The 24,893-nt window shown below is 47.1% G+C and carries 15 protein-coding genes and 1 tRNA gene; 7 read left to right on the forward strand and 9 right to left on the reverse strand.

Features of this window, described 5'->3' with window-relative positions:
- The first annotated feature begins 11 nt into the window (after positions 1 to 11).
- From L0665_RS02320 to L0665_RS02330, 3 genes are all read left to right on the forward strand, one after another.
- Complete coding sequence (locus tag L0665_RS02320; protein WP_274924101.1) at positions 12 to 443, forward strand: HDIG domain-containing metalloprotein; 432 nt, start codon at positions 12 to 14, stop codon at positions 441 to 443.
- A 405-nt stretch (positions 444 to 848) separates the two neighbouring features.
- Complete coding sequence (locus tag L0665_RS02325; RefSeq protein WP_274924102.1) at positions 849 to 1,799, forward strand: Rossmann-fold NAD(P)-binding domain-containing protein; 951 nt, start codon at positions 849 to 851, stop codon at positions 1,797 to 1,799.
- Between the two features lie 9 nt (positions 1,800 to 1,808).
- Positions 1,809 to 2,819, forward strand: a complete 1,011-nt coding sequence (locus L0665_RS02330) for an ATP-grasp domain-containing protein (RefSeq protein WP_274924103.1) — start codon at positions 1,809 to 1,811, stop codon at positions 2,817 to 2,819.
- 286 nt (positions 2,820 to 3,105) lie between these two features.
- Here the strand turns inward: L0665_RS02330 and L0665_RS02335 are convergent, their stop codons facing one another.
- Positions 3,106 to 3,609 carry a TrpY family transcription regulator gene (locus L0665_RS02335; RefSeq protein WP_274924104.1) on the reverse strand — a complete coding sequence of 168 codons (504 nt, stop codon included), beginning with the start codon at positions 3,607 to 3,609 and terminating at the stop codon, positions 3,106 to 3,108.
- Positions 3,610 to 3,840: 231 nt separating this feature from the next.
- Here L0665_RS02335 and L0665_RS02340 point away from each other — a divergent pair.
- Positions 3,841 to 3,925: transfer RNA gene (locus L0665_RS02340), tRNA-Leu, on the forward strand.
- 781 nt (positions 3,926 to 4,706) lie between these two features.
- Here L0665_RS02340 and L0665_RS02345 read toward each other — a convergent pair.
- Positions 4,707 to 6,575 (reverse strand): sensor histidine kinase, encoded by a 1,869-nt coding sequence (locus L0665_RS02345; protein WP_274924105.1) that lies wholly within the window; start codon positions 6,573 to 6,575, stop codon positions 4,707 to 4,709.
- Positions 6,576 to 6,766: 191 nt separating this feature from the next.
- Between L0665_RS02345 and L0665_RS02350 the strand changes: the two genes are divergently transcribed.
- A complete protein-coding gene (locus tag L0665_RS02350; protein WP_274924106.1) occupies positions 6,767 to 7,927 on the forward strand; it encodes a TIGR04083 family peptide-modifying radical SAM enzyme in 1,161 nt (386 codons plus the stop codon).
- Positions 7,928 to 8,215: 288 nt separating this feature from the next.
- Positions 8,216 to 9,910 (forward strand): hypothetical protein, encoded by a 1,695-nt coding sequence (locus L0665_RS02355; RefSeq protein ID WP_274924107.1) that lies wholly within the window; start codon positions 8,216 to 8,218, stop codon positions 9,908 to 9,910.
- Between the two features lie 300 nt (positions 9,911 to 10,210).
- On the opposite strand, the gene L0665_RS02360 is transcribed toward L0665_RS02355, so the two are convergent.
- From L0665_RS02360 to L0665_RS02370, 3 genes are all read right to left on the reverse strand, one after another.
- Positions 10,211 to 10,330 carry a type II toxin-antitoxin system HicB family antitoxin gene (locus L0665_RS02360; protein ID WP_274924108.1) on the reverse strand — a complete coding sequence of 40 codons (120 nt, stop codon included), beginning with the start codon at positions 10,328 to 10,330 and terminating at the stop codon, positions 10,211 to 10,213.
- 53 nt (positions 10,331 to 10,383) lie between these two features.
- Positions 10,384 to 11,796, reverse strand: coding sequence for a PKD domain-containing protein (locus L0665_RS02365; RefSeq protein WP_274924109.1), 1,413 nt, complete (start codon positions 11,794 to 11,796; stop codon positions 10,384 to 10,386).
- A 155-nt stretch (positions 11,797 to 11,951) separates the two neighbouring features.
- Positions 11,952 to 19,712 (reverse strand): PEGA domain-containing protein, encoded by a 7,761-nt coding sequence (locus tag L0665_RS02370; RefSeq protein WP_274924110.1) that lies wholly within the window; start codon positions 19,710 to 19,712, stop codon positions 11,952 to 11,954.
- A 371-nt stretch (positions 19,713 to 20,083) separates the two neighbouring features.
- Between L0665_RS02370 and L0665_RS02375 the strand changes: the two genes are divergently transcribed.
- Entirely contained in the window at positions 20,084 to 20,323 is a 240-nt protein-coding gene (locus L0665_RS02375; RefSeq protein WP_274924111.1) for a hypothetical protein, read from the forward strand.
- 100 nt (positions 20,324 to 20,423) lie between these two features.
- Here L0665_RS02375 and L0665_RS02380 read toward each other — a convergent pair whose 3' ends face one another.
- From L0665_RS02380 to L0665_RS02400, 4 genes are all read right to left on the reverse strand, one after another.
- Positions 20,424 to 21,053, reverse strand: coding sequence for a hypothetical protein (locus L0665_RS02380; protein ID WP_274924112.1), 630 nt, complete (start codon positions 21,051 to 21,053; stop codon positions 20,424 to 20,426).
- Between the two features lie 781 nt (positions 21,054 to 21,834).
- Positions 21,835 to 22,281 (reverse strand): hypothetical protein, encoded by a 447-nt coding sequence (locus tag L0665_RS02385; RefSeq protein WP_274924113.1) that lies wholly within the window; start codon positions 22,279 to 22,281, stop codon positions 21,835 to 21,837.
- 537 nt (positions 22,282 to 22,818) lie between these two features.
- Positions 22,819 to 23,469, reverse strand: a complete 651-nt coding sequence (locus L0665_RS02390; RefSeq protein WP_274924114.1) for a 4Fe-4S binding protein — start codon at positions 23,467 to 23,469, stop codon at positions 22,819 to 22,821.
- Between the two features lie 767 nt (positions 23,470 to 24,236).
- Positions 24,237 to 24,884: a hypothetical protein gene (locus tag L0665_RS02400; RefSeq protein ID WP_274924116.1), complete on the reverse strand. Its 648-nt coding sequence runs from the start codon at positions 24,882 to 24,884 to the stop codon at positions 24,237 to 24,239.
- Positions 24,885 to 24,893: the final 9 nt, after the last annotated feature.

The following is a 24,893-nucleotide window of genomic DNA, read 5'->3' on the forward strand; positions in this document are numbered from 1 at the left end:
GCCCGGACAATGTGATTGCACACTCACATGTGGTGCATGACCTTGCCTGCCAGTACGCAGCGTTGCGACCGGTGGACAGGGAACTCGTTTCCTGGGGTGCAGCCCTTCATGACATCGGCAGATCACAGACACATTCACTTGCCCATGCCCAGATAGGCGCAGACATCTGCCGTGAATATGGTCTCCCCGAAGAGGTCGCACGCATTGTTGAGTGCCACATCGGCGCTGGTCTGACCGCAGAGGAGTGCAGGGCAGAGGGCCTGAAGCCGATTGACTGTGTCCCCCATACACCGGAAGAAAAGATTGTGGCACATGTGGACAATCTGGTGAGAGGGACCACTATTATTTCCATCGAAGAACGTCTGGAGACGGCCACCGCCACACTCCCGGACATTATTGTACGGCGCATCGCTGCCCTCGCAGCAGATGTGGAAAGTCTCTGAAAAAAAAGTCCCGTGCTGCCTCTCTTTTCCAAAAAAGGCAATTAATGGAGACCGTTGAGCAAAAAAAGAGAAATGCTCTGGCCTCCAGCCAGATATTGCTGATATTATCCGCTCTTTGCATGAAAAATATCAGGAAAAATATATCTCGATTGTCAAACAAAGTATACATGTATATTTATTAAAATTTTCAGTTACTTAAGTGGATAAAAACATATGTCCGCAGGGATTAAAATCAATATAATCCTCTAAACGATCAGATCTGTCTGACAGGTCTATGTTACAATAGTGTTAACTTGGCCATGCATAAAAATGAACAATTTTATGTTTATGCCTTAATGATAATTTTCGTCGATAAATCCGGACAGTGATGTCTATATTTACTCAAGAACCTGAGGATAATTAATTTTGAAACTTGGATTTATAATACCAGAATTTCCGTATGAAAAAAGGGTTGCTCTGCTGCCCGAACATATTGGAAACTTCAATAATGAAATCGTAGTAGAAAATGGATTTGGCCGGAATCTGGGGATCGATGATAAAGAATATCTAAAGGCCGGATGTGTTATTTCTGACAGGGAAACCATTTTTTCAACATGTGAAGCCGTGTTTTCACTAAAATTGCTACAGCCTTCGGATTACCCGTATATTAAAAAAGGTCAGATTATCATAGGGTGGACCCATCCGTCTGGTTCCGGCAAAGAATTTATGCAGTCTCAGGCAAAACCGAAAGGACTTATAATTGTAGATCTGGATAATATTCAGCCCTGTATTTATTATAACGATCATGTGATGCCCATAGACTGGCTAAAACCGAATTTTATTTACCGGAACAGTTTTATTGCGGGATTATCCTCCACATATCATGCTATTTTATCATTCGGAATGATTCCTACCTCATCCACGAGGGTTGCAATACTTGCCCCGGGCAATGTTTCCCAGGGAGCATTTTCAGCAATATCAAAATGGGGAGCTGATATCAGGTTGTTTTACAGAAAGACAATGGATGAGTTTAAAGCAGACCTGGAGAGTTTTGACATCATTATCAGTGGAATTGAAGTTGACAAGCCGGGCCTGCATATTTTAACGCTTGAGGATCAGAAAAGGCTGAAGAAAAATTGTCTTGTCATAGATGCCGCAGCTGATGCAGGGAAGGCTATAGAAGGCAGTCACTACACATCTATAGATAATCCGATATACACAAAAGATAACGTCCATTATTATGTGGTAAATAATGCTCCGTCTATCTTCTACAGGGATTCCAGCAGGATAATAAGCAGCTCTTTTAGCAGGCATATTTATCACAGGGATGTGCAGGTTTACTTTGATCTGATTGAAGAATATAAAAAAATAAAATAGGGGTTGTTTATGAAACTAGGCATTTTTAATGAGTTTATGGGACTGGAAAAAAATTATATCGATGCATGTAAAGAACTGGACATTGAGTATGAAGTGATTGATATCATCTCATGTAACTGGATTGAAAATATAAAGTCATCCGATTGTGATGGATATCTGGTCAGACCGTCATATAAAAAAGATGCATGGAAACGGATGTATGACGAAAGAATGTATTATATTAAATATATATCCGATAAGCCGGTTTATCCCGTGTACAACGATATTTTTTTACATGAAAGCAAAAAAAACATGGCATACTGGCTACAGGTGCACGACCTGCCTCATCCAAAAACATGGGTTTTTTATAATAAAGAGGAAGCACTGGATTTTATAGAAAACAAGGCTTGTTTCCCACTGGTATTTAAACCGAACATCGGAAGTTACTCGATGGGGGTCAAATACATCAGCAGAAAGCATCAGGCAAAAAGACTGATTAATAACGTTTTTACAAAGTATGGTTTTTATAACAGTGGTTATGCAAAATGGCAGAAGACAAAATTCGGACTTTCTGTTCCATTAATGGATGACAGACAGTTCAATTATATTACTTTTCAGGAAATGATTGATGTAAAACATGAATGGAGGATGATTAAGATCGGAAAGTCCTACTTTGGACACCAGAAGATGAAAAAAGGTAAATTTCACAGTGGAAGTGGTAAGGTAGGATGGGTTGCACCTCCGGAACAGCTTCTGCAGATGACTCAGCACATATGCAGTCAGGGTAATTTCAGTTCCATGAATATTGATATTTTTGAGGATTTCCATGGAGATTATTATGTCAATGAGTTGCAGCCCTTTTTTGGTGCTTATAACGATTCACAGATGTACATAGATGGAAAACCGGGAAGATATCTGTCGAAAAACGGTAACTGGGTTTTTGAAGAAGGATACTTTTGCAGGAATGCTTGTTGTAATCTGAGAGTTCTGGATTTTATAGAGCAGCTTGAGGGGCCCCTGGCAGAGGAAGCGAACCTATAGTCACTGACCTGAGAAAGAGAGATTCAGACTATCCTTCCGTTTTTCCTCCATTTTGCCGGAGGAGCGGAGTACAACAGGCTGGTTGACATCGATCCTAAATGATATATTTATTGATGCATTTTTTTTGATTATCCTTGCTGACAGACCCACACACTGAAGACTGCTACGATGTGTAGAGAGAGTTTCCGAAATATACGGGGAACTCCCTCTGGATGAACTGAGATGATTCATACGACGACCACTTACGAAAAAAAACAGAAAACCCACGACTTTAGTCGTGAATATTTTATTCAATAATGAGTTTTCTAACCTGCGGGAGAGCACGCAGGGCCTCATAGACGGACGACGGAAGTGCTTCATCTACCACAATGACCAGCTTCGGGTCTTCTGAGAGATGAGAGTCCGTGACAAAGATCTGACGGATAGCAATGCCATTGTCAGCAATGACCTTCACGGCCTCACCCACCACACCCTTCTCTGCTGCATCATCCGGCATCACAGTGATCACCGTAAGACCAAGTGACTCTGCAATACGGCTGACGTCCGGCGTGGCCCGAAGCTTGAGGAAGATGTCTGTTATGTCAGGAAGGGATAATATCCGCTTCACCGTGGCATCAACGACCCGGCGGTCAGTCCCTATCTCCTTTGAGAGATGGGTTGCAGGAATTTCTATGCCATTAACTGTGACACGACCCTTTTCATTGATTCCAAGACCATTTTCAAGAAGAAAACGTACAACCTGCGCCTGAGAAGGTGAATCACTGAATGCATTCAGTATCTTTGCCCACATTATGGTAGAGTTTAACCTGATTCTTAAAAACACCACTTATCTTCACCGGCAGGAATCAGATTATGGATATAAAGCCTGAAAGTGGGCAAAAAATCAAATCAAAACATATATTTCCCAGTACGTCATTCTGTATAGAGTAACATGGCGCAGTCGCCTGAACTCCCGAATTTCGGTTGTTTCAGTCGGTGTCGATACCATGGAACCGGTCCTGGCTATTTCTCACATTCCTGTGCGGGGGTTGCCGAGCCAGGTCAAAGGCGCTAGGTTGAGGGCCTAGTCTCGTAGGAGTCCGAGCGTTCGAATCGCTCCTCCCGCATTTTACCATTTTATACCAAAGAGCTGAAAGCAGCTTTCATTTGGAATGTTTTGTATTTTGTAAACAGTATGATAACCAATTATCATTGTGAGTATCTTCGGTATCACTCTGGATGGATGCCCGATAATTCAAATTAAATTTGGTGGAGATTTTTTCACAGACCAGGTGAGACTCAACTCTTTCGATATCACGTTCTTCATCTCCTGAATTCAGATAAAATTCCGGGTCAAATTGAATGTCATTCTATTTTGACTGAAATTCAGAATCGCATTTCATTTGAGAGAGATATTTTTCAATTTCATATGATTCCGGCCATCCGCTTTCGTTTGGTGAAAAAGTGAAAACGTTCCGCTTTTTCCAACAATGTCTGGAATCTACACAATGCACTCCCCATCAGGCAGAATGAGATCCCTTTTGACGCACATCTGTGATAATTGGCAAATTCGGGGTTTCTCTTCCAAATTGCATGAGGAGAAATTTCAGGATCACTCCATTTCTCTGAGGGGGATATACAATGCCATGACAGACACACACTCACAAAAATAAGTGGAACAGAAGGTATGCCCCCCATCCCTCCTGTATGTCTCATCACATTTGTGGGGTGGGTCGGCAGGGAGATGGCACCCCCTCCCTTGCTCTTCCTCAGAAAGACGATACACAAAAAAACAAAAACAGGGAGGTGAGCATCCCTCCTCTGCCCTTCATCAAAAACAGAATCTACGAATAAAAAAGTCACTGAAAGGGCAATGGCTCGTATGAAAAGCCAGATAATCCCCCCTATCTATTCCTTAAACCGATAACATTCTTCAGGAATCCGTATCTCAAAGCGGGCACCCATCCCTTTGGTTCCCGTCTCACGAATAGTCATGCCGGTGATTGAAAGGATTTCCTGAGCCAAAAAGAGCCCGTATCCGGTGTTTTTGCCAATCTTTTTCCAGAATATTTTCTCCTTCATATTCTCCGGGACACCGCATCCGTCATCTTCAATACTAAGCAGACCCGCCCCATTCTCCTCACGGAATGATACCGTTATCCGGGTCACTGTTTCCCCGTGGCGCACCGCGTTGTCAAACAGATTGAAGATGACACGCTTCAAAAGCGGGTCCGCATACACCTCAAGGTTACTGGTGGAAATCTCTGTTGTAATCTGACGGAATGCAGTGCCTTCTGAAACTTCCGTTACCAATGACCCAAAATTCAGCCACTCTGCGGTCTTTGATCCTAAGAGTTCATACTCTCGGGTGAAGGTGATCTGATCCTCCATCGTCGCAACCACGTTGTCCATGATTCTCAGAGGCTGCTCTGCTTCCCCATCCTCTTTTAGATTTTCTTTGAGGAGAGCAGAAATCATCGAAAGGGCCCGAATCTGGTTGAGAAGATCATGGCGGGTAATACTCGAGAGCAGCCCCAGTTTCGTGTTTGCACTCATCAGTGATTTTTCTGCTTCCTGTGTCCGTTTCAGTTCAGAATCAAGGTCACCGGATGTCTTTTTCAGCATACAAATTTCAGACTTCAGGCGCTCCACAAGCAGATTCACACTCCGCCGGAGTTTTTCGGTCTCCACTGACCCCGCCTCCTGTATCGGGTGATCCAGATGCCCTTCTGCGATATAGTCGATATCTGATATAATCGCTTTTAATGGCCGTGTCAGGAAATAAGCGATATAATATGCAAAAAATACCCCGATACCAATCCCCAACAGACTAAGGGAAACCACATTGAACAGCAACATATTAAGAGAATCATGAAGGGGTTGTGTTGAAAAGACAATTTCACCAATAAGATCCATCTCAGAAGACGATGGGTATTGCTCGTTTTTAAGGTCAATAAAGATATACCGGGTGATTGTTTCATTCGTTTTATCGATGACATCAAAACCCGACCGGTCAGCAGACACCTGTTTCACATGTGCGAGAGTCTCCCCTTCTGCAGATACACCATGGCCTGCCACCCTGCGATAGGTGATATCAAATATGGAAACCTCAAGAAGAGAAGAGTCATCTCCCATCAGCATATCTGAAATGGCAGTGTATGGGAAGTTCTTGCGTCCCTCCATGAAAGAGTCAGACCAAAAGCTCAGTTCTAAGAGATACCGGTGATCCGGTGTGGGAAAATATGCATATTTTTTCTCCCCGGGACCAGAATAACTAGAGCAGACACGGTCTGCAGAAAACTCATTTCCCTCTCTGATAGCTGTGATTGATGCATAAAACTCAGGAATTGTGCTGAAATCAAATCCTTTTTCAAGCTCAAATGTGGTATATTCAATCACACCTTTTTCATTGATGACATAGAGTTCTACATCCCAGTCAGAATATTGCTGCATCCTTTTTTTCAGGGCATCAAGATCTATTAAGGACGGATCTCCACCTGCCTCATTATATGCCTCCAGAAACGGGGCGAATGCATCCTCCAGCTGCTGGTCATATGCTTTTTCATAGAGAGATAGCCCCTTGTCAGCAAGAATAGCAGAATGAGTAACTGATATTGCAGTCTGATCCATCTTTTCCTCAAACTGGCTGGTGATACTCTCTTCAACCGAGGTATAGAGGATTATTGAAACAGAGACTGTCAGGACGATAAATACAAGAAAGATGGCAAAAGCAAAGCTTGACTGGAGGGACAGTTGCTTTCTCTCATCTTTTTTCATTACCATTTTTGGGTGATAGTATATCTTTAATATTTGTTTTCACAGATTAGCGCATCTCAGAAGAAGAAAACGCAAATCATTCCGTTTATCACCAAAAAATATCCCAAAATACGGTTTTCACAGTTCCACATTCTTTGCCTGCGGCATAACAATCCGAACATTCATTGTTAAGAAGGGCAAAAAATCAGAGTATGAAAAGTCCCTTCCATGTGATGCTGATACCAACCCTTGGCTGTCCCTCAAACTGCCATTACTGCTGGAGTTCCGAAGAGGACTCGCCAGTGATGAGCAGGGATACCATGCGGGATGTAGCCATCTGGCTCAAAAATTTTGATGACCGCCAGGTGACAATTACATTCCATGGAGGAGAACCCCTGCTTGCAGGGGCAGACTTCTATCGTGAAGCATTCCCCCTCCTCTCAGAAGAACTATCACATCTGAAACCGGCGTTTGCAATTCAGACCAACCTCTGGCGGATGACACCTGAACTGGCACAGATATTTGCCACATACCACGTCCCAATCGGCTCCTCCATTGACGGGCCAAAAGAGGTCAACGATGTGCAGAGAGGAGACGGATATTTTGACAAAACCATGCACGGTTACCGGGTTGCACGGGAAAACGGCCTTAATGTTCGGTTCATCTGCACCTTCACCTCACAATCTGTTGAACACCGCGAAGAGATCTTCAATTTCTTCATGGAAAACGGTTTAGTCCTTAAACTACATCCGGCACTCCCGTCACTCAGAGGCGATGAACCGGAAAAATGGGCACTGGCACCTGAGAAATACGGGGACCTCCTTATTTTCCTCCTCGACAAATATCTGGAAAATCTGAACACTGCAGAAATAATGAACATAAACGATCTTTTCAAGTGTGTCTTCACACGTGTAGGAACCGTCTGCACCTTCAATGACTGCATGGGAAACACCTTTGCTGTCGGCCCCGAGGGCAACATCTACCCCTGTTACCGGTTTGTGGGTATGCCAGAATGGGTGATGGGCAATGTCTCTGACCACCCGACAAAAGCAGATCTTGCAGAGTCCCGTGCATGGAAAGTGATGCATGCATTCAAAGACTTTGTAGATGAAAACTGCAAAGAATGCCCACATATCAAATATTGCCGTGGCGGATGTCCCTACAATGCCATCACCCCAACCGGAGGACGGGTAGAGGCAGTCGATCCCCACTGTCCTGCATACAAAATGATCTTTGATGAACTCAATGAGCGGTTAAACAAAGAACTCTTCGGGTCAGGAGCAATGGAGATGGGAATGGGCGGATCACGACGCCGACAGCAGAATAAAAAAGCAGGCATCATGGATTTAATGCAGAAAATTGTCTCAGAATAACCCGTTTTTCCTTTTTTTTAGCTCTTCAATGGAATGATCATTCGTATGAGCTACGCTTCCTGTGATGGGGAATTTCCCTTCATAACCTGAACAGCACCTGTTTTTAAGTGAGATACAGGGAAAACCAAAAGCCCCTGAAATGTCAGGCATATCTGATTCGTACAGAACATGGAAATTCACTACCAAACCCTTCAAAAACCAGCAATAGTTCACTATAATCAATTAACATATCACAGAAGTTTCGATGAACCTTTAACATGGAAAATCTGATTGTATGGTTGAAACACCATGACAACAGGGAACCGGCCAATAACCCGGAGGGTATCATTCATCACACTATTGACGATATTATTCCTCCTTTGCTGCGCGACTGGCATCGCTGCTGCTCAGACCACGACAGAACCATGGACGCTTACCCTCACCGGGTACGGGACACAGACCATCACCGCAGATGAATTTTCAGCGATGAAGGCTGACTGCGGTACCACATTCACCGACACGGATGGGAATGTGTACTCCGGTGTACCTCTCACAACTCTCATCGGTATCGTGGACGACGCTGAAACGGAGACCTTCAACACAACTCGCGCAGGAGCCGGCTACAGTATCATCATCCGGGCATCTGACTGGCATGACCGGATATTTGCAGCAGAAGACCTGACAGAGACAGGCTTCTGTGTGGCAGATACGGTGAACGACGGACCGCTGCCGGAGCAGGACGGGGACATTAAGATTGCACCGCTCATTCTTGTAGGAAAAGACGTTTTGCAGGGTATGAGTATTGGAAATATCATGGACATTACCCTCGCCGGTGCTTCAATTTCCGGTGAAAAAGAAGAGACAGTGACAATAACCATTCTCCGGTATGACAAAGAAGGCGGGACCATCCTCAACGCCACCACCAAAGACTGCCGATGGATGGAAGAAAATCTCCCGGTTTATGGAGATGGAACAACCACCTACCGCTACCAGGGACCTACCTTTGATACCGCCGATCTCTGGAATCCTACTGAAGATAAAAACCTTGAAAAGGTGAAAGATGAGCCAATGGGCACTGCCATCAGTGACCTCTGTAATCTGGTAGGCGGCATGCAGGAAGGGGACGAACTCCGAATGACTGCCACAGACGGGTATGTCGTTGAACTGATGTATGAAAACATCTACATACCAAACGAAAAGCAGGGCACCGCAATTTTGGCATGGCATACCAAAAAAGAGGGATTTGTTCCGGAATATACCGGCGGCCCTGCTCTCTTTTTCCTCGCAGATGACCATGTATTCGGCAACCAGGACATGAAAGAATGCACAGACCCCGGATACTGGCGGTTCTACTGGTGTTCAGGGACTGAATACCCATCTGCAGCAGGACTTGCTGTTCGCAATGTTGAGAAAATGGAGATATACCCCCGCCCTGAAGCAGACTGGGAGCTGAACCTCAGTGGATATCTTACCTCACCCATCTCAAAGAAGGGATTCGAACAGGGACTTGCCTGCGGCACTCGTGCACAGGGGCATCTTGCAACATACACCGACAATGACGGGCATGTCTGGAGTGGTATGCCACTCTACCGGCTTGTTGGATGGGTGGATGATGCATGCCAGCATGATGAGAACCTTGTTAACAACAAGGCATACAACATGACCCTTGCTGAAAATAATGCCTATACCGTTATTCTCGGGAACAGTGACGGAAAGACGGTATCCTTCACCTCACGTGAAATAATGAAGAGCATGGACTACATCGTCGTAAATCAGGCAGACGGTCACACTTTCAGTACGGAAGGCGACATCTGGCCTCTGGCACTACGGGGGGAGTCGGTCCCGGCAGAGAAAGAAATCAATGGCATAACGACAATCACCCTTGACTACGGAGACAGTTCATCAGGCAATACAGAATCCAGTGCAATCCCCACACCCTTCCCATTATTTGCTGCACTGGCAGGGGCATCCCTCGCGGAATTCATCAGGCACAAAAGAGAGTAAAATACCAGAACCCCCCTTTTTTTAAATCATATACAAAGACAATTGACAAAGACAATTCAGACCATCTCCGGCTTCTCCAAACCATTGTTCGTGACTCCACAGGCCCAACCCCTCGTTCCGAAGGTGTGAATATTCTATTAAATGCCAATTATATTTTGTTTATCAAGTGCGAATTTTTTGATACTTATTGCTGCAATGATAACCGCATCATAATTGATGCAGGGAATTTTTGTCATACCACAATTTCTCAACCTGCTCGGCTGAGTCACTGAAAACCCATCATCAACAATCTGGTTCCAGTTAGAGAGCAATAGCTTCCCTGATATTCTCTAAAGCCTCTTCACGCGTATCCCCCTCACTGATGCAGCCAGGAAGTGCTGGTACAACAACGGTATACCCCCCTTCAAAAAAAGCACACATTAAAAAAAAGAGGGAATGAACCCGATGGGATCACATCGGGAGTTTATTCATCCCTATTTGTTCTGTCTCCTGCTGATGAGGAGACCGCCCACCGCAACAAGTGCGACAATAAGGAGACCCCAGAGCCAGAGGGAGGAACTGCCTGATGACCCGGCAGGTATTCCGGCGGTATCCGTCGGCAGAGCCACTTCCGGCACCACTTCTGCAAAGAGTGCATAGGTGCTGAAATGATCAATCTGAATCGTAATTGTTCGGTTGCCGGCATCAGCCACTCCTGCAAGAACCTCCCATTCACCGGACGTGCTGTTGAACCATGCAGCCTGTGCTTCGTCTCCATAGGCATCCCATTCCTCCTCGGAAAGGCTGAATGTCAGGGTAATTGCCGGGGTGAAGGACACTCCCTCAGGCGTGCAGGCGTAAGCATACAATGCCCGTGAGTGTTCAATTAGTCCGATGGTTCCGGGCGATGGAATGGTTGTGACCGGCACTGCAACGATGCTGATGTTTTCCTGCAGAATGCCTGAGGCATCCCGTGCGGTGACACCGGCATCGATGGTAAGGTATCCGGAGGTGTCATCCGCCCAGATTGTCACTGGCCTTTGTGTTGCACCGTCTGGACCCACCGGAAGCCTGGCTGTCCCGGTAAACTCATTGGGGTTTGCCACTGCCGGTGTGGATGGTGTTGTCACCGTCGACTCCGGGGTAGGTATGGCCGTCGTCAGAACCGGTGTTGGTGTTGGCGTTGGTGTTGGCGTTTGTTTCACAAACGGTGTCGAATCATCACTGTTTCCGCCATCATTCGGATAAGAAACAGTGACAAAGCGCTCTTTCTCCGCAGTTTTGCTGCCATAGACATTCGTGGCGGTCAGCGATACTGAGTATACACCCGCACACTCGTAGGTGTGCACCGGGTTCTGCTCGACAGAGGTATCTCCGTCACCGAATTCCCAGAGCCATGCGGACGGACTCTCGGTGGTCTCGTCAGTGAACGTGACCGTGAGCGGAGCGTATCCGGTGACCGGTGTTGCCGTGAAATCGACGGTCATCGGGTTGGTGACGGTGATGTATCCCACCTCTTCTGTGGTATCCTCATCCACGACATTCGTGATGGTGAGAGAGACGTCATACTCCCCAACGGCGGTGTAGGTGTGCACCGGATTCTGCTCCACATATGTATTTCCGTCACCGAAATCCCAGAACCATGATGCAGGATGACCACCTGAATAATCATAGAACTGCACCGGGAGCGGGGCAGTGCCCTCTGTCGGAATGGCAGAGAATACAGCCCAGGGATCGTCATTCAGGGTGAATGACACGAGCGACTTGAATGAGAATCCGTCCGGTGAAAGGCCGGTGAAGGTGTAGATGCCGTCTGCGTAGGTGTAGGTCGTTTCAAGGAAGGAGATGGTGCCATCATCCGTCATACTGAGAATGGTGAAATTGTCCGCACCTCCCCAGGCATTCACATACACGTTCCTGGAAGCACTCATCACAATGTACGCATCGGTGACCGTAATTCGCCTAAAGCGGATTTATCTGATATCCATGTGTAGGCCACCTCTTCGAGTTCTGCTCACCTTCTGATCCAGAACAGCCAAGCTGGAAGAGCCGGCCCATTGTTTCATTCACCGCACCACGGGTGATGGTGACATTGAGCCCGGTGTCCGGGTCTTGTCAGAGCAGAGAGGGAACCGGATATATCAGCACTGATACCGGTGGTAAACATTGCCCACATCACCACCGAGGTCAGCAGCGACCGGATATGTTTCCAATCTCTGCCCCCGGTGCATTCATCCGGTCCATTCAGAGGAGACATTCTCCAGTCCGTCTGTCCGGATGGTGATATCAATGCCGGGGTTACGTACGAGAATGGTTGTGTTGTCAGTCTGTGACTGATCGCATTCTGATTTTCTGCAAGATTGATGGACACTTCCTGCGTGTCATCGTCGAATGTCATGTTCGCAACGGTGACCGGCTGATCATCCATGAGTGAAGCATGAACCGGCGTGATGGAAATATAACCGGGTTTCAGATCATCGAAACGATAGGTGGCGTTGTCCCGTGTCCAGCAGGGGTTTATCAGCCGGATCTCATATTCACCGGGCAGTCCGTTTGAGTGCACACTGATGTCAATGAGCGGGATGGATTCAATTCCGGTGATCGTGTCCGGAGATGTTGCACTGACTTTGAGCCAGCCATTTTCATTTTTGATAACGGAGTCAACCAATAATCCGGAGATGGTGCCATTTGCCCGGACATCAGTCACTGACATAACGGTCCGGTTGAACTCCATGATGAAGGAGAGGTTTTTCACGTCATTGAGGGCGGATGCACTGACAGTCAGGTATTTTGAGGATTCAACAGGCAGGGTGCCGTTGGGTGCTCCAATAGTGGTCCGGGCTTCAACGTTTATTGCACCGTCTTCCCGGACGACGGGGAAGTCCTGTCCGGATTTTTGGGATTTTGCATCCGTGATGGTCAGTGCCGCAGTCTCTCTGAGTCCGGCAATCGTTTCTGTTGCCCGGAAGGTGATGTCAGCCACCGGAGCAGCTGTGTCTGAGGTGATGCCTTCTCCATCAGATAATTCAACCGTAACAAGACCCTGTATGTTGTCAATTGTTATCTCAAAATCTGCCTCCTGAACAAGGGATGCCGGGGCAATATCCTCTACCGTAACCAGTGCCGGATCATAGGTGGTGGCAAAGCTGAGTTCGGTAATAGTATCGAGGTTATCTGCAGTAACAGAGAATTCGGCAGTTTCATTGGCGGGGATTCTGCCCGTCGGGGCGATGAGCTCTACCGCTGGTGTGCCACTGACAACGACGCAATCTGTTATGGTAACTGTGGCATCGCCATATGAGTTCGCAACAGTCAGGCTGACATCATATGCACCTTCGCGGGTGTAGATGTGCACCGGGTTCTGATTTGCAGAGTGATTTCCATCGCCAAACGACCAGTTCCAGAGTCCGGGATCACCAGTGGAGGTGTCAGTGAAGGTGACCGGAAGTGGTGCGTCACCAGACACCGGAGTGGCGGTGAAGGAGGGGACGGGTTTTGAACCGGTCGGAGTGAGAGTGAAGAAGACATTTTCGGTCTGGTTTTCTGACACAATGGCACTCTGAATGGTAGTATTATAGTACAGCGGTTTTACCAGCCGGATGTCATGGGTGCCGACCGGGATGTCGGGGAGGGTGGTGTTGGTAAGAACAGTGGTGTTGCAGCCATCCAGCCAGATCCAGGCTTCATCGGGTGTTGAGGTGACAAAAATATTTCCGGTGTCATGGGTCAGTTCGAAGAAGACATCGGTGACGTCGTCTTTTTCCACGTTCACACTTCTGACGGTAGGTATGATGTACCCGGATTTTTCCACCGTGATTGTGTACTGCCCGGTGGATACATCTGTGAGAGTAGTATTGGTGACTTCACTGGTATCTTCGCCATCAAGGAGGATTGTGGCGTTTGCCGGTGTTGAACTGACACGGAGCGTTCCGACCTGCTGGAGAAGGAGGAAACTCACATCTTCGGTTTCATCTTTGGCGAGGGTGACAGTCCGGCTGGCAGAATCGTAACCAGCCAGTGCAACAGTGACGTTGTAGGTGCCAATCGGTTTGTCATCGAGGATGACATTCGTGAGGGAACCGGTAGCGGTTCCGTTCAGGTAAACGCTTGCTCCTTCAGGAACTGAATTCACATTGAGTGTTCCAAGCTGCTGGGCAAGAGTGAAACTCACATCTTCGGTTTCGTCTTTGGACAAGGTGACAGTCCGGCTGGCAGAATCATAACCAGCCAGTGCAACTGTGACATTGTAGGTGCCAATCGGTTTGTCATCGAGGGTGACGTTCGTGAGGAAAACAGTATCAGTGCCGTTCAGGTAGACACTTGCACCAGATGGAATGGAATTGACCTGTAAAGTCCCGACCTGGTGTTCAAGGAGGAAACTCACATCTTCGGTTTCGTCTTTGGACAAGGTAACTGTCCGGCTGGCAGAATCGTAACCAGCCAGTGCAACTGTCACATTGTAGGTTCCAACAGGTTTGCCATCGAGGATGACATTCGTGAGGGAACCGGTAGCGGTTCCGTTCAGGTAAACGCTTGCTCCTTCAGGAACTGAATTCACATTGAGTGTTCCAAGCTGCTGGGCAAGAGTGAAACTCACATCTTCGGTTTCGTCTTTGGACAAGGTGACAGTCCGGCTGGCAGAATCATAACCAGCCAGTGCAACTGTGACATTGTAGGTGCCAATCGGTTTGTCATCGAGGGTGACGTTCGTGAGGAAAACAGTATCAGTGCCGTTCAGGTAGACACTTGCACCAGATGGAATGGAATTAACCTGTAAAGTCCCGACCTGGTGTTCAAGGAGGAAACTCACATCTTCGGTTTCGTCTTTGGACAAGGTAACTGTCCGGCTGGCAGAATCGTAACCAGCCAGTGCAACTGTCACATTGTAGGTTCCAACAGGTTTGCCATCGAATGTGACATTCGTGATTTCATCGGTATCAGTGCCGTTCAGGTAAACGCTTGCTCCTTCAGGAACAGAATTCACATTGAGCGTTCCGACCTGGTGTTCAAGGAGGAAACTCACATCTTCGGTTTCGTCTTTGGACAAGGTAACTGTCCGGCTGGCAGAATCATACCCGTCCAGTGCAACTGTCACATTGTAGGTTCCAACAGGTTTGCCATCGAATGTGACATTCGTGAGTTTACTGGTGTCAGTGCCATTCAGGTAGACACTTGCTCCTGCTGGAACTGAATTCACATTGAGTGTTCCAAGCTGCTGTGCCAGAGTGAAACTCACATCTTTTGTTTCATCTTTGGAAAGTGTCACTGTCCGGCTTGAAGTGTCGTAGCCAGCCAGTGCAACGGTGACATTGTAGGTTCCAACAGGTTTGCCCGTGAGGGTGATATTCGTGAGTTTACTGGTGTCAGTGCCATTCAGGTAGACACTTGCTCCTGCCGGAACTGAATTCACATTGAGTGTTCCAAGCTGCTGTGCCAGAGTGAAACTCACATCTTCTGTTTCATCTTTGGAAAGTGTCACTGTCCGGCTTGAAGTGTCGTAGCCAGCCAGTGCAACGGTAACGTTGTAGGTTCCAACAGGTTTGCCATCGAATGTGACATTCGTGAGTTCATCGGTATCAGTGCCATTCAGGTAGACACTTGCTCCTGCCGGAACTGAATTCACATTGAGTGTTCCAAGCTGCTGAACCAGAGTGAAACTCACATATTTGGTTTCGTCTTTGGAAAGTGTCACTGTCCGGCTTGAAGTGTCGTAGCCAGCCAGTGCAACGGTAACGTTGTAGGTTCCAACAGGTTTGCCCGTGAGGGTGACATTCGTGAGTTCATCGGTATCGGTGCCGTTCAGGTAGACACTTGCTCCTGCTGGAACTGAATTCACATTGAGTGTTCCAAGCTGCTGAACCAGAGTGAAACTCACATATTTGGTTTCGTCTTTGGACAAGGTAACTGTCCGGCTTGAAGTGTCATAGCCAGCCAGTGCAACGGTGACGTTGTAGGTTCCAACAGGTTTGCCCGTGAGGGTGACATTCGTGAGTTTACTGGTATCAGTGCCGTTCAGATACACCATGGCACCGGAAGGAGTCGAGTTTATCTGCAAACCTCCCATCTGATGAACCAGGTCAAAGAAGACCGGATTCGTTGCGTCATCTGTGACTGTTACCATATCATTTATTGCAGTCTCATAATCCTCGAGCACCACCGTCACATTATAGGTGCCGGTATCAAGACCGCTCAGCGTCATATTCGTAACTGAACCATTCAAAATACCGTCAAGGTAGATCTGAGCACCGGAAGGAGTTGAGTTGATCTGCAAGCCTCCTGTCTGATGAACAAGATCGAAGAAGACCGGAGTCGTTGCGTCATCTGTAACTGTTATGGTATCATTTATTCCAGTCTCGTAGTCATCGAGCACAACCGTCACATTGTAAGTACCGGTATCAAGACCGTTCAGCATTGTATTCGTGACTGAAGCATTCAGAATACCATCCAGATAGATGTCGGCAACTTCAGGGGTAGAGTTGATCTGAAGGTCTCCAGTCTGGTGAACGAGGTCGAAGGAGACAGGAGTCGGCGCATTGTTTGTGACAATGACAGTCTCATTCATCGCGGTTTCGTAATCATCCAGGACAACGGTAACATTGTAGGTCCCGGTATCAAGATTATTCAGTGTTGTGTTCGTGGAACCACTCGAAGTGCTGTTAAGGAAGATCTCGGCACCTTCAGGGGTAGAGTTGATCTGAAGGTCTCCAGTCTGGTGAACGAGGCCGAAGGAGACAGGAGTCGTCACATTGTTTGTGACGATGACAGTCTCATTTACCACAGTTTCGTAGTCATCCAGGACAACGGTAACATTGTAGGTTCCGGTATCAAGATCGTTCAGAGTTGTATTCGTGAAACCACTCGAAGTGCTATTCAGGAAGATCTCGGCACCTCCAGGGGTAGAGTTGATCTGAAGATCTCCAGTCTGGTGAACGAGGCCGAAGGAGACAGGAGTCGTCGCATTGTTTGTGACGATGACAGTCTCATTCATCGCGGTTTCGTAATCATCCAACACCACCGTAACATTGTAAGTCCCAGTGGCAAGATCGTTCAGGGTTGTATTCGTGGAACCACTCGAAGTGCCGTTAAGGAAGATCTCGGCACCTTCAGGGGTAGAGTTGATCTGAAGGTCTCCAGTCTGGTGAACGAGGCCGAAGGAGACAGGAGTCGTCGCATTGTTTGTGACGATGACAGTCTCATTTATTGCAGTCACGTAGTCATCCAGGACAACGGTAACATTGTAGGTTCCGGTATCAAGATTATTCAGGGTTGTATTCGTGAAACCACTCGAAGTGCCGTTCAGGTAGAGCTCGGCACCTTCAGGAGTAGAGTTAATCTGAAGACCACCAGTCTGGTGAACGAGGCCGAAGGAGACAGGAGTCGTCACATTGTTTGTGACGATGACAGTCTCATTTACCACAGTTTCGTAGTCATCCAGGACAACGGTAACATTGTAGGTTCCGGTATCAAGATTATTCAGGGTTGTATTCGTGAAACCACTCGAAGTGCCGTTCAGGTAGATCTCGGCACCTTCAGGAGTAGAGTTAATCTGAAGACCACCAGTCTGGTGAACGAGTCCGAAGGAGACTGGAGTCGTCACATTGTTTGTGACGATGACAGTCTCATTTACCACAGTTTCGTAGTCATCCAGGACAACGGTAACATTGTAGGTCCCGGTATCAAGATCGTTCAGGGTTGTGTTCGTGAAACCCCGCACAGTCCCGTTCAGGGAGATGCTCGCACCATCAGGCGTCGAGTTGATCTGCAAACCTCCCATCTCATGAACAAGGTCAAAGAACACATCCGTTGTCCCGCACTGCGATACGTTCACATATTCATTGGTCGCCGTGTAGTAGTCGTCCAACATCACCGTCACATTGTGATCGATATCGGGGAGAATATCTACCACCGTCGCATTCGTCTGCACCGAACAGTTCACCCCGTCGATCCAGATCCATCCGCCGTATGGGGTGGAATTGATCCGGATTTCTCCCATCACATCCGCAAACGGGGCAATGGTGTGCCAGTCCGAGAGCTCCTCAAGCCGTGCATAGACGTACTTCTCCACCGTGTTCACGCCGTTTGTGCCGGAAACTTCTCCCCACGTATCATCAGTGGTGTTCCACATGGTAAACGACGATTCATTGAGCCCGGCAACATCGGCATCGATATAGTTGACATTCAAAAGCATCCAGTCCGGTGCAGTGACATTCACAAAGTGGCTGATGTTTCTGTATCCCGCTGGGTCTGCCGTCTGAGTGCCGGTGGCACCGGAGATCTTCATCCCGCCACCGAAGGTGAATGAAACAGATGTATTCACCACATCCCTGAACGTGAGATTCGTGAAGCTGACGCCGGAGCACTCACCACTCACGAAGAAGTCGTCCCCGGCACTGGTATTCGCACTGATATCCAGAAATGCCACATCATCGGAGGAGGTAAGATAACACCCGCCGGCATAAGCATCAGCGGTATTGTCTGTATAGGTGACATTGGAGATTTCGGCGTCCCCGGAACTGTAGAAGTAGGTGCCGCCTCCCACTTTCGTTGCGGCATTCCCGGTGTAGGTGGAATCAGTGATACGGGCGTAAGCGGAATTGTACCAGTAACATCCGCCACCGTTCTGGTCAGCAGTGTTATCGGTGTATGTAGTCTTGCTAATCGCTGCAGATGGTGAAGATGAGAAATAACATCCACCGCCGTACTGGGCAGTGTTCTCAGTGTAGGATGAATCGGTGACTTCTGCATTCGTTGACCCGCTTAAATAACATCCACCACCCCTCTGGTCAGCAGTGTTATCGGTGTATGTGGTCTTGCTAATCGCTGCAGATGGTGAAGATGAGAAATAACATCCACCGCCGTACTGGGCAGTGTTCTCAGTGTAGGATGAACCAATGATTGCACCATTACCTGATTCCTCAAAATAACACCCACCTCCCCAGACTGAGGCAGTGTTATCGGTGTACGATGTATCAGTAATAGATGGATTGACAGATTTTGCAAAGTAACACCCACCTCCATAATTCGCGGAATTGTTCGTGAAGGTCGCATCTGTCACAACAGCATTGTCGGCATTATAGTATGACACAGCGCCGCCTTTTGCATATGTACTGGAATTTGTTGCACAGTTATTCAGAAAGGTCGTACGGGTCAGGACAGAAGTCACAGAATCCCGAATATATACTCCCCCACCCCGGTACAAAGCTGAGTTATTCGTAAAGACCACGTCTGTCAGGTCAGGACTTGCGGAATAGGAGACAAACATCGCGCCGCCATGTTCCCCCGCACTATTGTTCACAAAGGTTGTGTCTTTCACCTCGAGGTCATCGACATATTTGATACTCACCGCACCGCCGCTATCATCGCTGTCGGAAGTGGATACAACATTCCCGGAAAAGACACAATTGGTGATATTCAGGCCCTGAAGATGTGCATTACTGTCAGCGCTCCAGGCATAAACACCGGCACCATTGCCCGCATAGGTATTTTCAGAGATATTGAGGCCCTGAAGGGTGACATTATCTGCATTGATGGTGATCGCAGAGTCCGTATGTGAGGTGTTTGTCAGAAGTGGCCGGGACGGGGATCCGTCCCACTGCTGTATCGTGACATTTGCCGTGTCAATCGTGAACCCGCCTTCATAGGTGTGCCCCTCTGTCCCCCAGATTTGGATGGTGTCACCGGTGCCAATCTCGGGAATGGCTGATACATTGGAGTAGTTCCCACCTCCCCCGTCAATATGCGAAACATTCCAGACCACAGGGTGGACGATTGGGATGGGGGGCAGAGGGGCAGATTCATCTCCTGGCACTGCCGATACCGGCATCACAACCGCACTACTAAAGAAAATCAGTGCAATGAATAGAAAACAAACGAGCGATTTTCTCTGAAGGACAGATGATCGCAATACTATATAGTAAGATGATGTGGAGGGGGTACTCATACAAAAATATTCTCACAAATGTGTATAAACATATATATTTTTGCTTAGTTGCCGATCCAGACATCATGCATTCCATCCGGAGAGAGTATTATGATAATTATGGGACCAAAGAACGGCATCCTGCACGAATCCCGGACAAAAAAATCCCGAAGCACATACGGGGAAAACATGGATTGTGTTTCCTGAAATCCGGATGAATACCTATTGACAATCAAAGCATTCCGGCATGGCAATCCAGCGCACACCAGAGCCGCATGTCAAAAATAGACCCAAGGCGGAATATTCCCTACCATAAGAAACAGAGTGACATAACTATCCATGTTAGGAGGGAGGAGAAGGCAGGAACAGGTCTTTTCAGAGGGAAATTGTTCCCACCCTGCCACGGTAAAAATCATATTTTAAAATCATATCCAAAAGACACCGGTCCTGTGGTATGTGGTCAGAAGGGGACCGTGTGTCTTCCAAAAAAGTATTCTAAAAAGTATTATTATTGATGGGATTGGTATGGAAAGGGGGCCATGTATCCTTTTGTGTGCTGGCACAGAAGGAGGGAGGGCATGGCATCCTGCCTTTCACGAAATGGTGGGATAGTTTTTACTCAGTTGAAAGCTCGCCACGGTGTGAACCGTTCCCGGCATCTGCGGGACGGTTCTCCTGCATGAAGGTGTGGACAGCCTCGCGGTCACCATCTTCAATTGCAGTTTCAAGTGCGGTCGTGTCAACGCCGTTTGCCTGCATCTTCACGATCATTTCCTGCATATGTTCTTCATTCATTGCAGGCCGGTCTTCGTTCATTGCCGGTGCATCGGCAGGTTTGTTTTCCTGAAGGAAGGCATGGGCAGATCCCTGGTCACCATCTTCAATTGCAGTTTCAAGGTCGGTCGTGTCAACGCCGTTTGCCTGCATCTTCGCGATCATTTCCTGCATGCGTTCTTCGTTCATTGAAGATCGGTCTTCATTCTTTGCCGGTGCATCTGCAGGTTTGTTCTCCTGCAGGAAGGCACGGGCGGACACCTCGTCACCGTTCTCAATTGCGGTCTCAAGATCAGTTGTGTCAACGCCATTTGCCTGCATCTTCTCAATCATCTGCTGCATGTGCTCGCCGTCCTGCATGCCGCCGCGTCCCGCTCCGTCGCCTGCACCCATTGGTGCAGCCATCGCAGCGCAGACACAGAGCACAGCAAGGCCAGTCAGTGCAAATACAAATTTACTGCTTTTCTTCATTTTTTTCACCTGTTTTTCGGGTCAGGGCAAGGGGGTGGAACTCCTTCCCGGCCTCTGTTCATACGGTTCACGCAGAGGGGTATAAATGCATAAAATGGAAGAGTGAGAACGATGGAACCAAATGGTTCAACGTTGGCACTTTCTGATTATAACTAACAGCCAGACAAATTCATTCACCGTCTGTCCGGATACACACTATTTTTTCACACAGGATACCTTGAGATTGAGAGACAAACCATCTTTTTCCATCTTTTTTTGCTCTCAGTGTCACTCATCACAAAGTGAACCAACACATTCACTGCGGCTTTGTTTTCAAATACAGAGAATATGGCAATGTAAAAATGGTATGCCAAAATCTCATTCATACCCCATCCTGCCGGGAAGACTGATATCACCTGCACCACCCGAATAGTTCAGAATCTGCATCTTATCTCTGTCTCTCATGCAGGTGATGACACGTTATTCCAAAGATTCTCACAATTCCCTTTCATGAAGAAGAAAAAGACGATACAAAAAAGGCAGACCCATCACCCGTTTATCTCAATAGTGCTGACGAATTTTTTTCTTAAAACAGCTCATCCTTTCAGAATTCGGCACATCTAAAAAAGAAGACGGGATGAATATCTGCACCAGCCCCGGTTGTGTGAACAGGGCCGGTGTCTTCCTCATCCAGTGGCTAATAATTGTAATAGAAAGGGAGAGGTGGAACACACCCGTCTCAATTACTATATGGCGGGAGTGTTCATCAAATGTGGTATTCGCAAACCTGTTTCTATGGCATTTATTGCTGGGGAGGCAGGCCGTCCTGCCGTTCTCCAGCCCCACCGTTTGCGGGCTGGTTCTCCTGAATGAAGGCCATGAAAGCATCCATATCGCCGTCTTCAAGAGCCGCTTCGGCGTCAGTGGTATCAATGCCATCCGCCTGCATCATATCAAGCATCTCCTGAATCTGTTCAGCATCCATTTCAGGCATACCTTCAGGCGCCATGCCCTCCGGGGCGGAACTATCTGCCCCGATAGTATTCACGCTTTCATCAGCAGCCACTGTCTCATAGGAGACGGTACTGACGACTTCGGGTTCATCAGCAGGCACCGTCTCATAGGAAACGGTACTGACGGACCCGATTTCATTGTCGTTGCCCATCACAAAGGGAAGAACAACTGCTGCACATACGCAGACCACAGCAAGGCCGGCGATTGCAATCATTATTTGTGTGCTTTTTTCCATAACAGGGACTCCTTATATTATATCCATTTCAGGCGGGGATGTATCGTCCCGGCCTCTGTTCATACGGTTCACCGGGAGAGGGATAAATGCGAAGAATAGCGGAGATTCTACGAATAAACCACAGGGTTGCATGGTATATCAGACGGTGTTATCCGGCACAGGCACTGACGCCAGGACGAAAATCATCCGACAATACCCATTTTTTTACCGGTTGCGTCAGTAGTGGGGTACAATGAGAGACACACTGCATGAAAATCCGGATGAAATTGTTTCCTCCATTGAGGTATCGGAAAACGGTCCCTCCATTGCACACAACATAAAACGCCTCTGAAACTCGAAGGGGTGCCAATAGCAAAACCACATCAACCATGATACTCTGCCGCTGTATAACCAATTGAAGAACAAACCGTTCTGCACATGACGGGAGCCACTATTCCAAGAAGTTTGAGGATGAGGATAAGAACTGAACAGGAGGGTCATATTTATTTGAGACCATGCCCTTTCCTGTTTTTTACGAGGAATTATTAAAAATTCAGGTCATCGCCGGTATTTGACCGCTTCCTCCGGACAGATTTCACTGCACATACCGCATTCAAGACAGACACACTCATTGATTCTGTAAGGAGTGCCCTCCTCGATTGCATCTTCCGGGCAGATTTCCTGACACTGTCCGCACTCGATACATGCGTCAGATATGTAATATGCAGATTTTTCCGGTTCTTTCCCACCAAACCCAAATCTGAGTCGTTTTGGTTTGGGTGTCGAGAGGTCAAATATCTCTCCTGCGCCCGCATCAATATAAAATACCTCAAGAATGGAGACAGCATCGCCATACATCTCTTTGATATGGGGATTTTTGTCCAGTACGGACATCCTTACCTCCGTTTCTGCCTTTTTTGCACAGCCCTTTGCCCGTACGGAAATGTAATCCTTATTCATGCCCGAAATTGCAATTTCAGGATTTTTCATGAGCTGTTTATAGAAATGCTTCCCTCGTGCGGTCAGGAAATAAATCGCGTCCCCCCTGATATCCATCAGGTCAATAATCCTGACTTCAGGTTTATTGTTGTCACATGTCGCAAAACAGAGATCACGTATCTCATGCATGAGTTCAAACGCCCTCTCTTTTATTTCGTCATTCGTGGCATCCGGTTTTAAACCCGCAATTCCAGTCTCATCTTCAGACAATTCACTCCCTCATACGGAAAACAGTGATATTCTGTATTAAAAGTATGCCCGGACAGTTATTCAGGCGTCAAACCATGCTGGGACAGGGAACCATTACGACGGGAAATACGACGAGAAATGAGGGAATAAAAATAACTGAAGTGGGAGGGACAGGCCGTATCAAACCCCCGAAACCCGGAAACCACCCCCAGTCTCATACCTCTGTAAAAGAGATATTACAGCCTGTTTTTACAGAGACCCGGTAGCCACAGCCGGAGGTGCAGGATGCGGGTGTCACACACCTACCTTCAGCCATGTTATAGATGGAGATCTGTGTATTCAGCGCCCCGTCCTCTAATCAAAAAGGTGTATGCAAAAAAAGGATAGATGGAAAGACAGCAGCCACATTACCATGTCTGAATACCGGACCCCGGAAACACGAACCATAACGGATGGAATGCATCAAAACCCCGGTCACAAGAGTCGGTTCAATTCTTCAACCGTTCATGTGAGCCTGTTTTAATATATGAGACATGGTGGAACGTTTCATCAGTTTATATGCAGGGATGGTAACAGTTTCAGGGTTTCTGTCTCCATGTTTTTTTGCATGCGGATATGACTACCCCACTGACGAACGATGACCCAGCCATCTCGTTGAAGTGCATTGATACCTAAGTTTGCCAGTTTGAGTTCATTCACCTGAGCAAACTATCCGCTACAGCGATCAAAAATTTTCATTTTTTGTCCGGATAATCTATTTGACAGTTCGTAAATTTCACTCAATAAAATCATAAATTCCCCCAATTATGGCTTAAAATCATCGTGTTTATAGCATCATAATTCGAGTAGATGTATGTTTTCGTCTTTCGTTTCCACGAATCAACGGTAACTGTCAAATCATATAACGATTTTTTGATGAATTTTGTCGATGTGTGCTTCAGTTCAGGAATTTCAAACCAGATCAGTGAGACGAATAGTTGCACAATAAATCTAATGAGTATTGCTCCGTAAATGCTGTTATCTGTCCATAATCTCAGTGGTTTAATTTCAATTTCATTCTTCAGGGAGTGGAAAATTATCTCAATCGGATCCTTTTTTCGGTCTGTCAGAAGAACTTCGGTAAGTGTCAAATTCTTACTTGATTTTAAGCAGAAAAATCCCTCTCTGCCGTTGATAAACGTATCTTCGAGGAGCTTTACCGCATCATCTTCCGTGAGTTCAACACGTTTCGTCTTGATAGAGTGGTCCACATCAATAAACAGGTTGTTTATCCGGAAACGCTTTGGAAGGGCTTTATTCTTGTCAATGCTTTCCTGAATTTCTTTTGCCTCTTTTATCTGTCTCACCACTTTTCGGGCCCTTGATTCCAGTTGCTCTTTTTGAAGCTTTTTTGAAAAGAAGAGATAATTGACACTGCTTGTTTTCTCAAATTTCATCCGAAAAAA

The organism is Methanogenium marinum (assembly GCF_028912405.1).
GTDB lineage: Archaea > Halobacteriota > Methanomicrobia > Methanomicrobiales > Methanomicrobiaceae > Methanogenium > Methanogenium marinum.

What these genes read in the sequence shown, in the direction of transcription:
- L0665_RS02330 (WP_274924103.1), top strand. Translation starts at nt 1,809, where the DNA reads ATGAAACTAGGCATTTTTAATGAGTTTATGGGACTGGAAAAAAATTAT.
- L0665_RS02335 (WP_274924104.1), bottom strand. Translation starts at nt 3,609, where the DNA reads ATGTGGGCAAAGATACTGAATGCATTCAGTGATTCACCTTCTCAGGCG.
- L0665_RS02345 (WP_274924105.1), bottom strand. Translation starts at nt 6,575, where the DNA reads ATGAAAAAAGATGAGAGAAAGCAACTGTCCCTCCAGTCAAGCTTTGCT.
- L0665_RS02350 (WP_274924106.1), top strand. Translation starts at nt 6,767, where the DNA reads ATGAAAAGTCCCTTCCATGTGATGCTGATACCAACCCTTGGCTGTCCC.
- L0665_RS02355 (WP_274924107.1), top strand. Translation starts at nt 8,216, where the DNA reads ATGACAACAGGGAACCGGCCAATAACCCGGAGGGTATCATTCATCACA.
- L0665_RS02360 (WP_274924108.1), bottom strand. Translation starts at nt 10,330, where the DNA reads ATGTGTGCTTTTTTTGAAGGGGGGTATACCGTTGTTGTACCAGCACTT.
- L0665_RS02370 (WP_274924110.1), bottom strand. Translation starts at nt 19,712, where the DNA reads ATGCCGGTATCGGCAGTGCCAGGAGATGAATCTGCCCCTCTGCCCCCC.
- L0665_RS02375 (WP_274924111.1), top strand. Translation starts at nt 20,084, where the DNA reads ATGTCAAAAATAGACCCAAGGCGGAATATTCCCTACCATAAGAAACAG.
- L0665_RS02380 (WP_274924112.1), bottom strand. Translation starts at nt 21,053, where the DNA reads ATGAAGAAAAGCAGTAAATTTGTATTTGCACTGACTGGCCTTGCTGTG.
- L0665_RS02385 (WP_274924113.1), bottom strand. Translation starts at nt 22,281, where the DNA reads ATGGAAAAAAGCACACAAATAATGATTGCAATCGCCGGCCTTGCTGTG.
- L0665_RS02400 (WP_274924116.1), bottom strand. Translation starts at nt 24,884, where the DNA reads ATGAAATTTGAGAAAACAAGCAGTGTCAATTATCTCTTCTTTTCAAAA.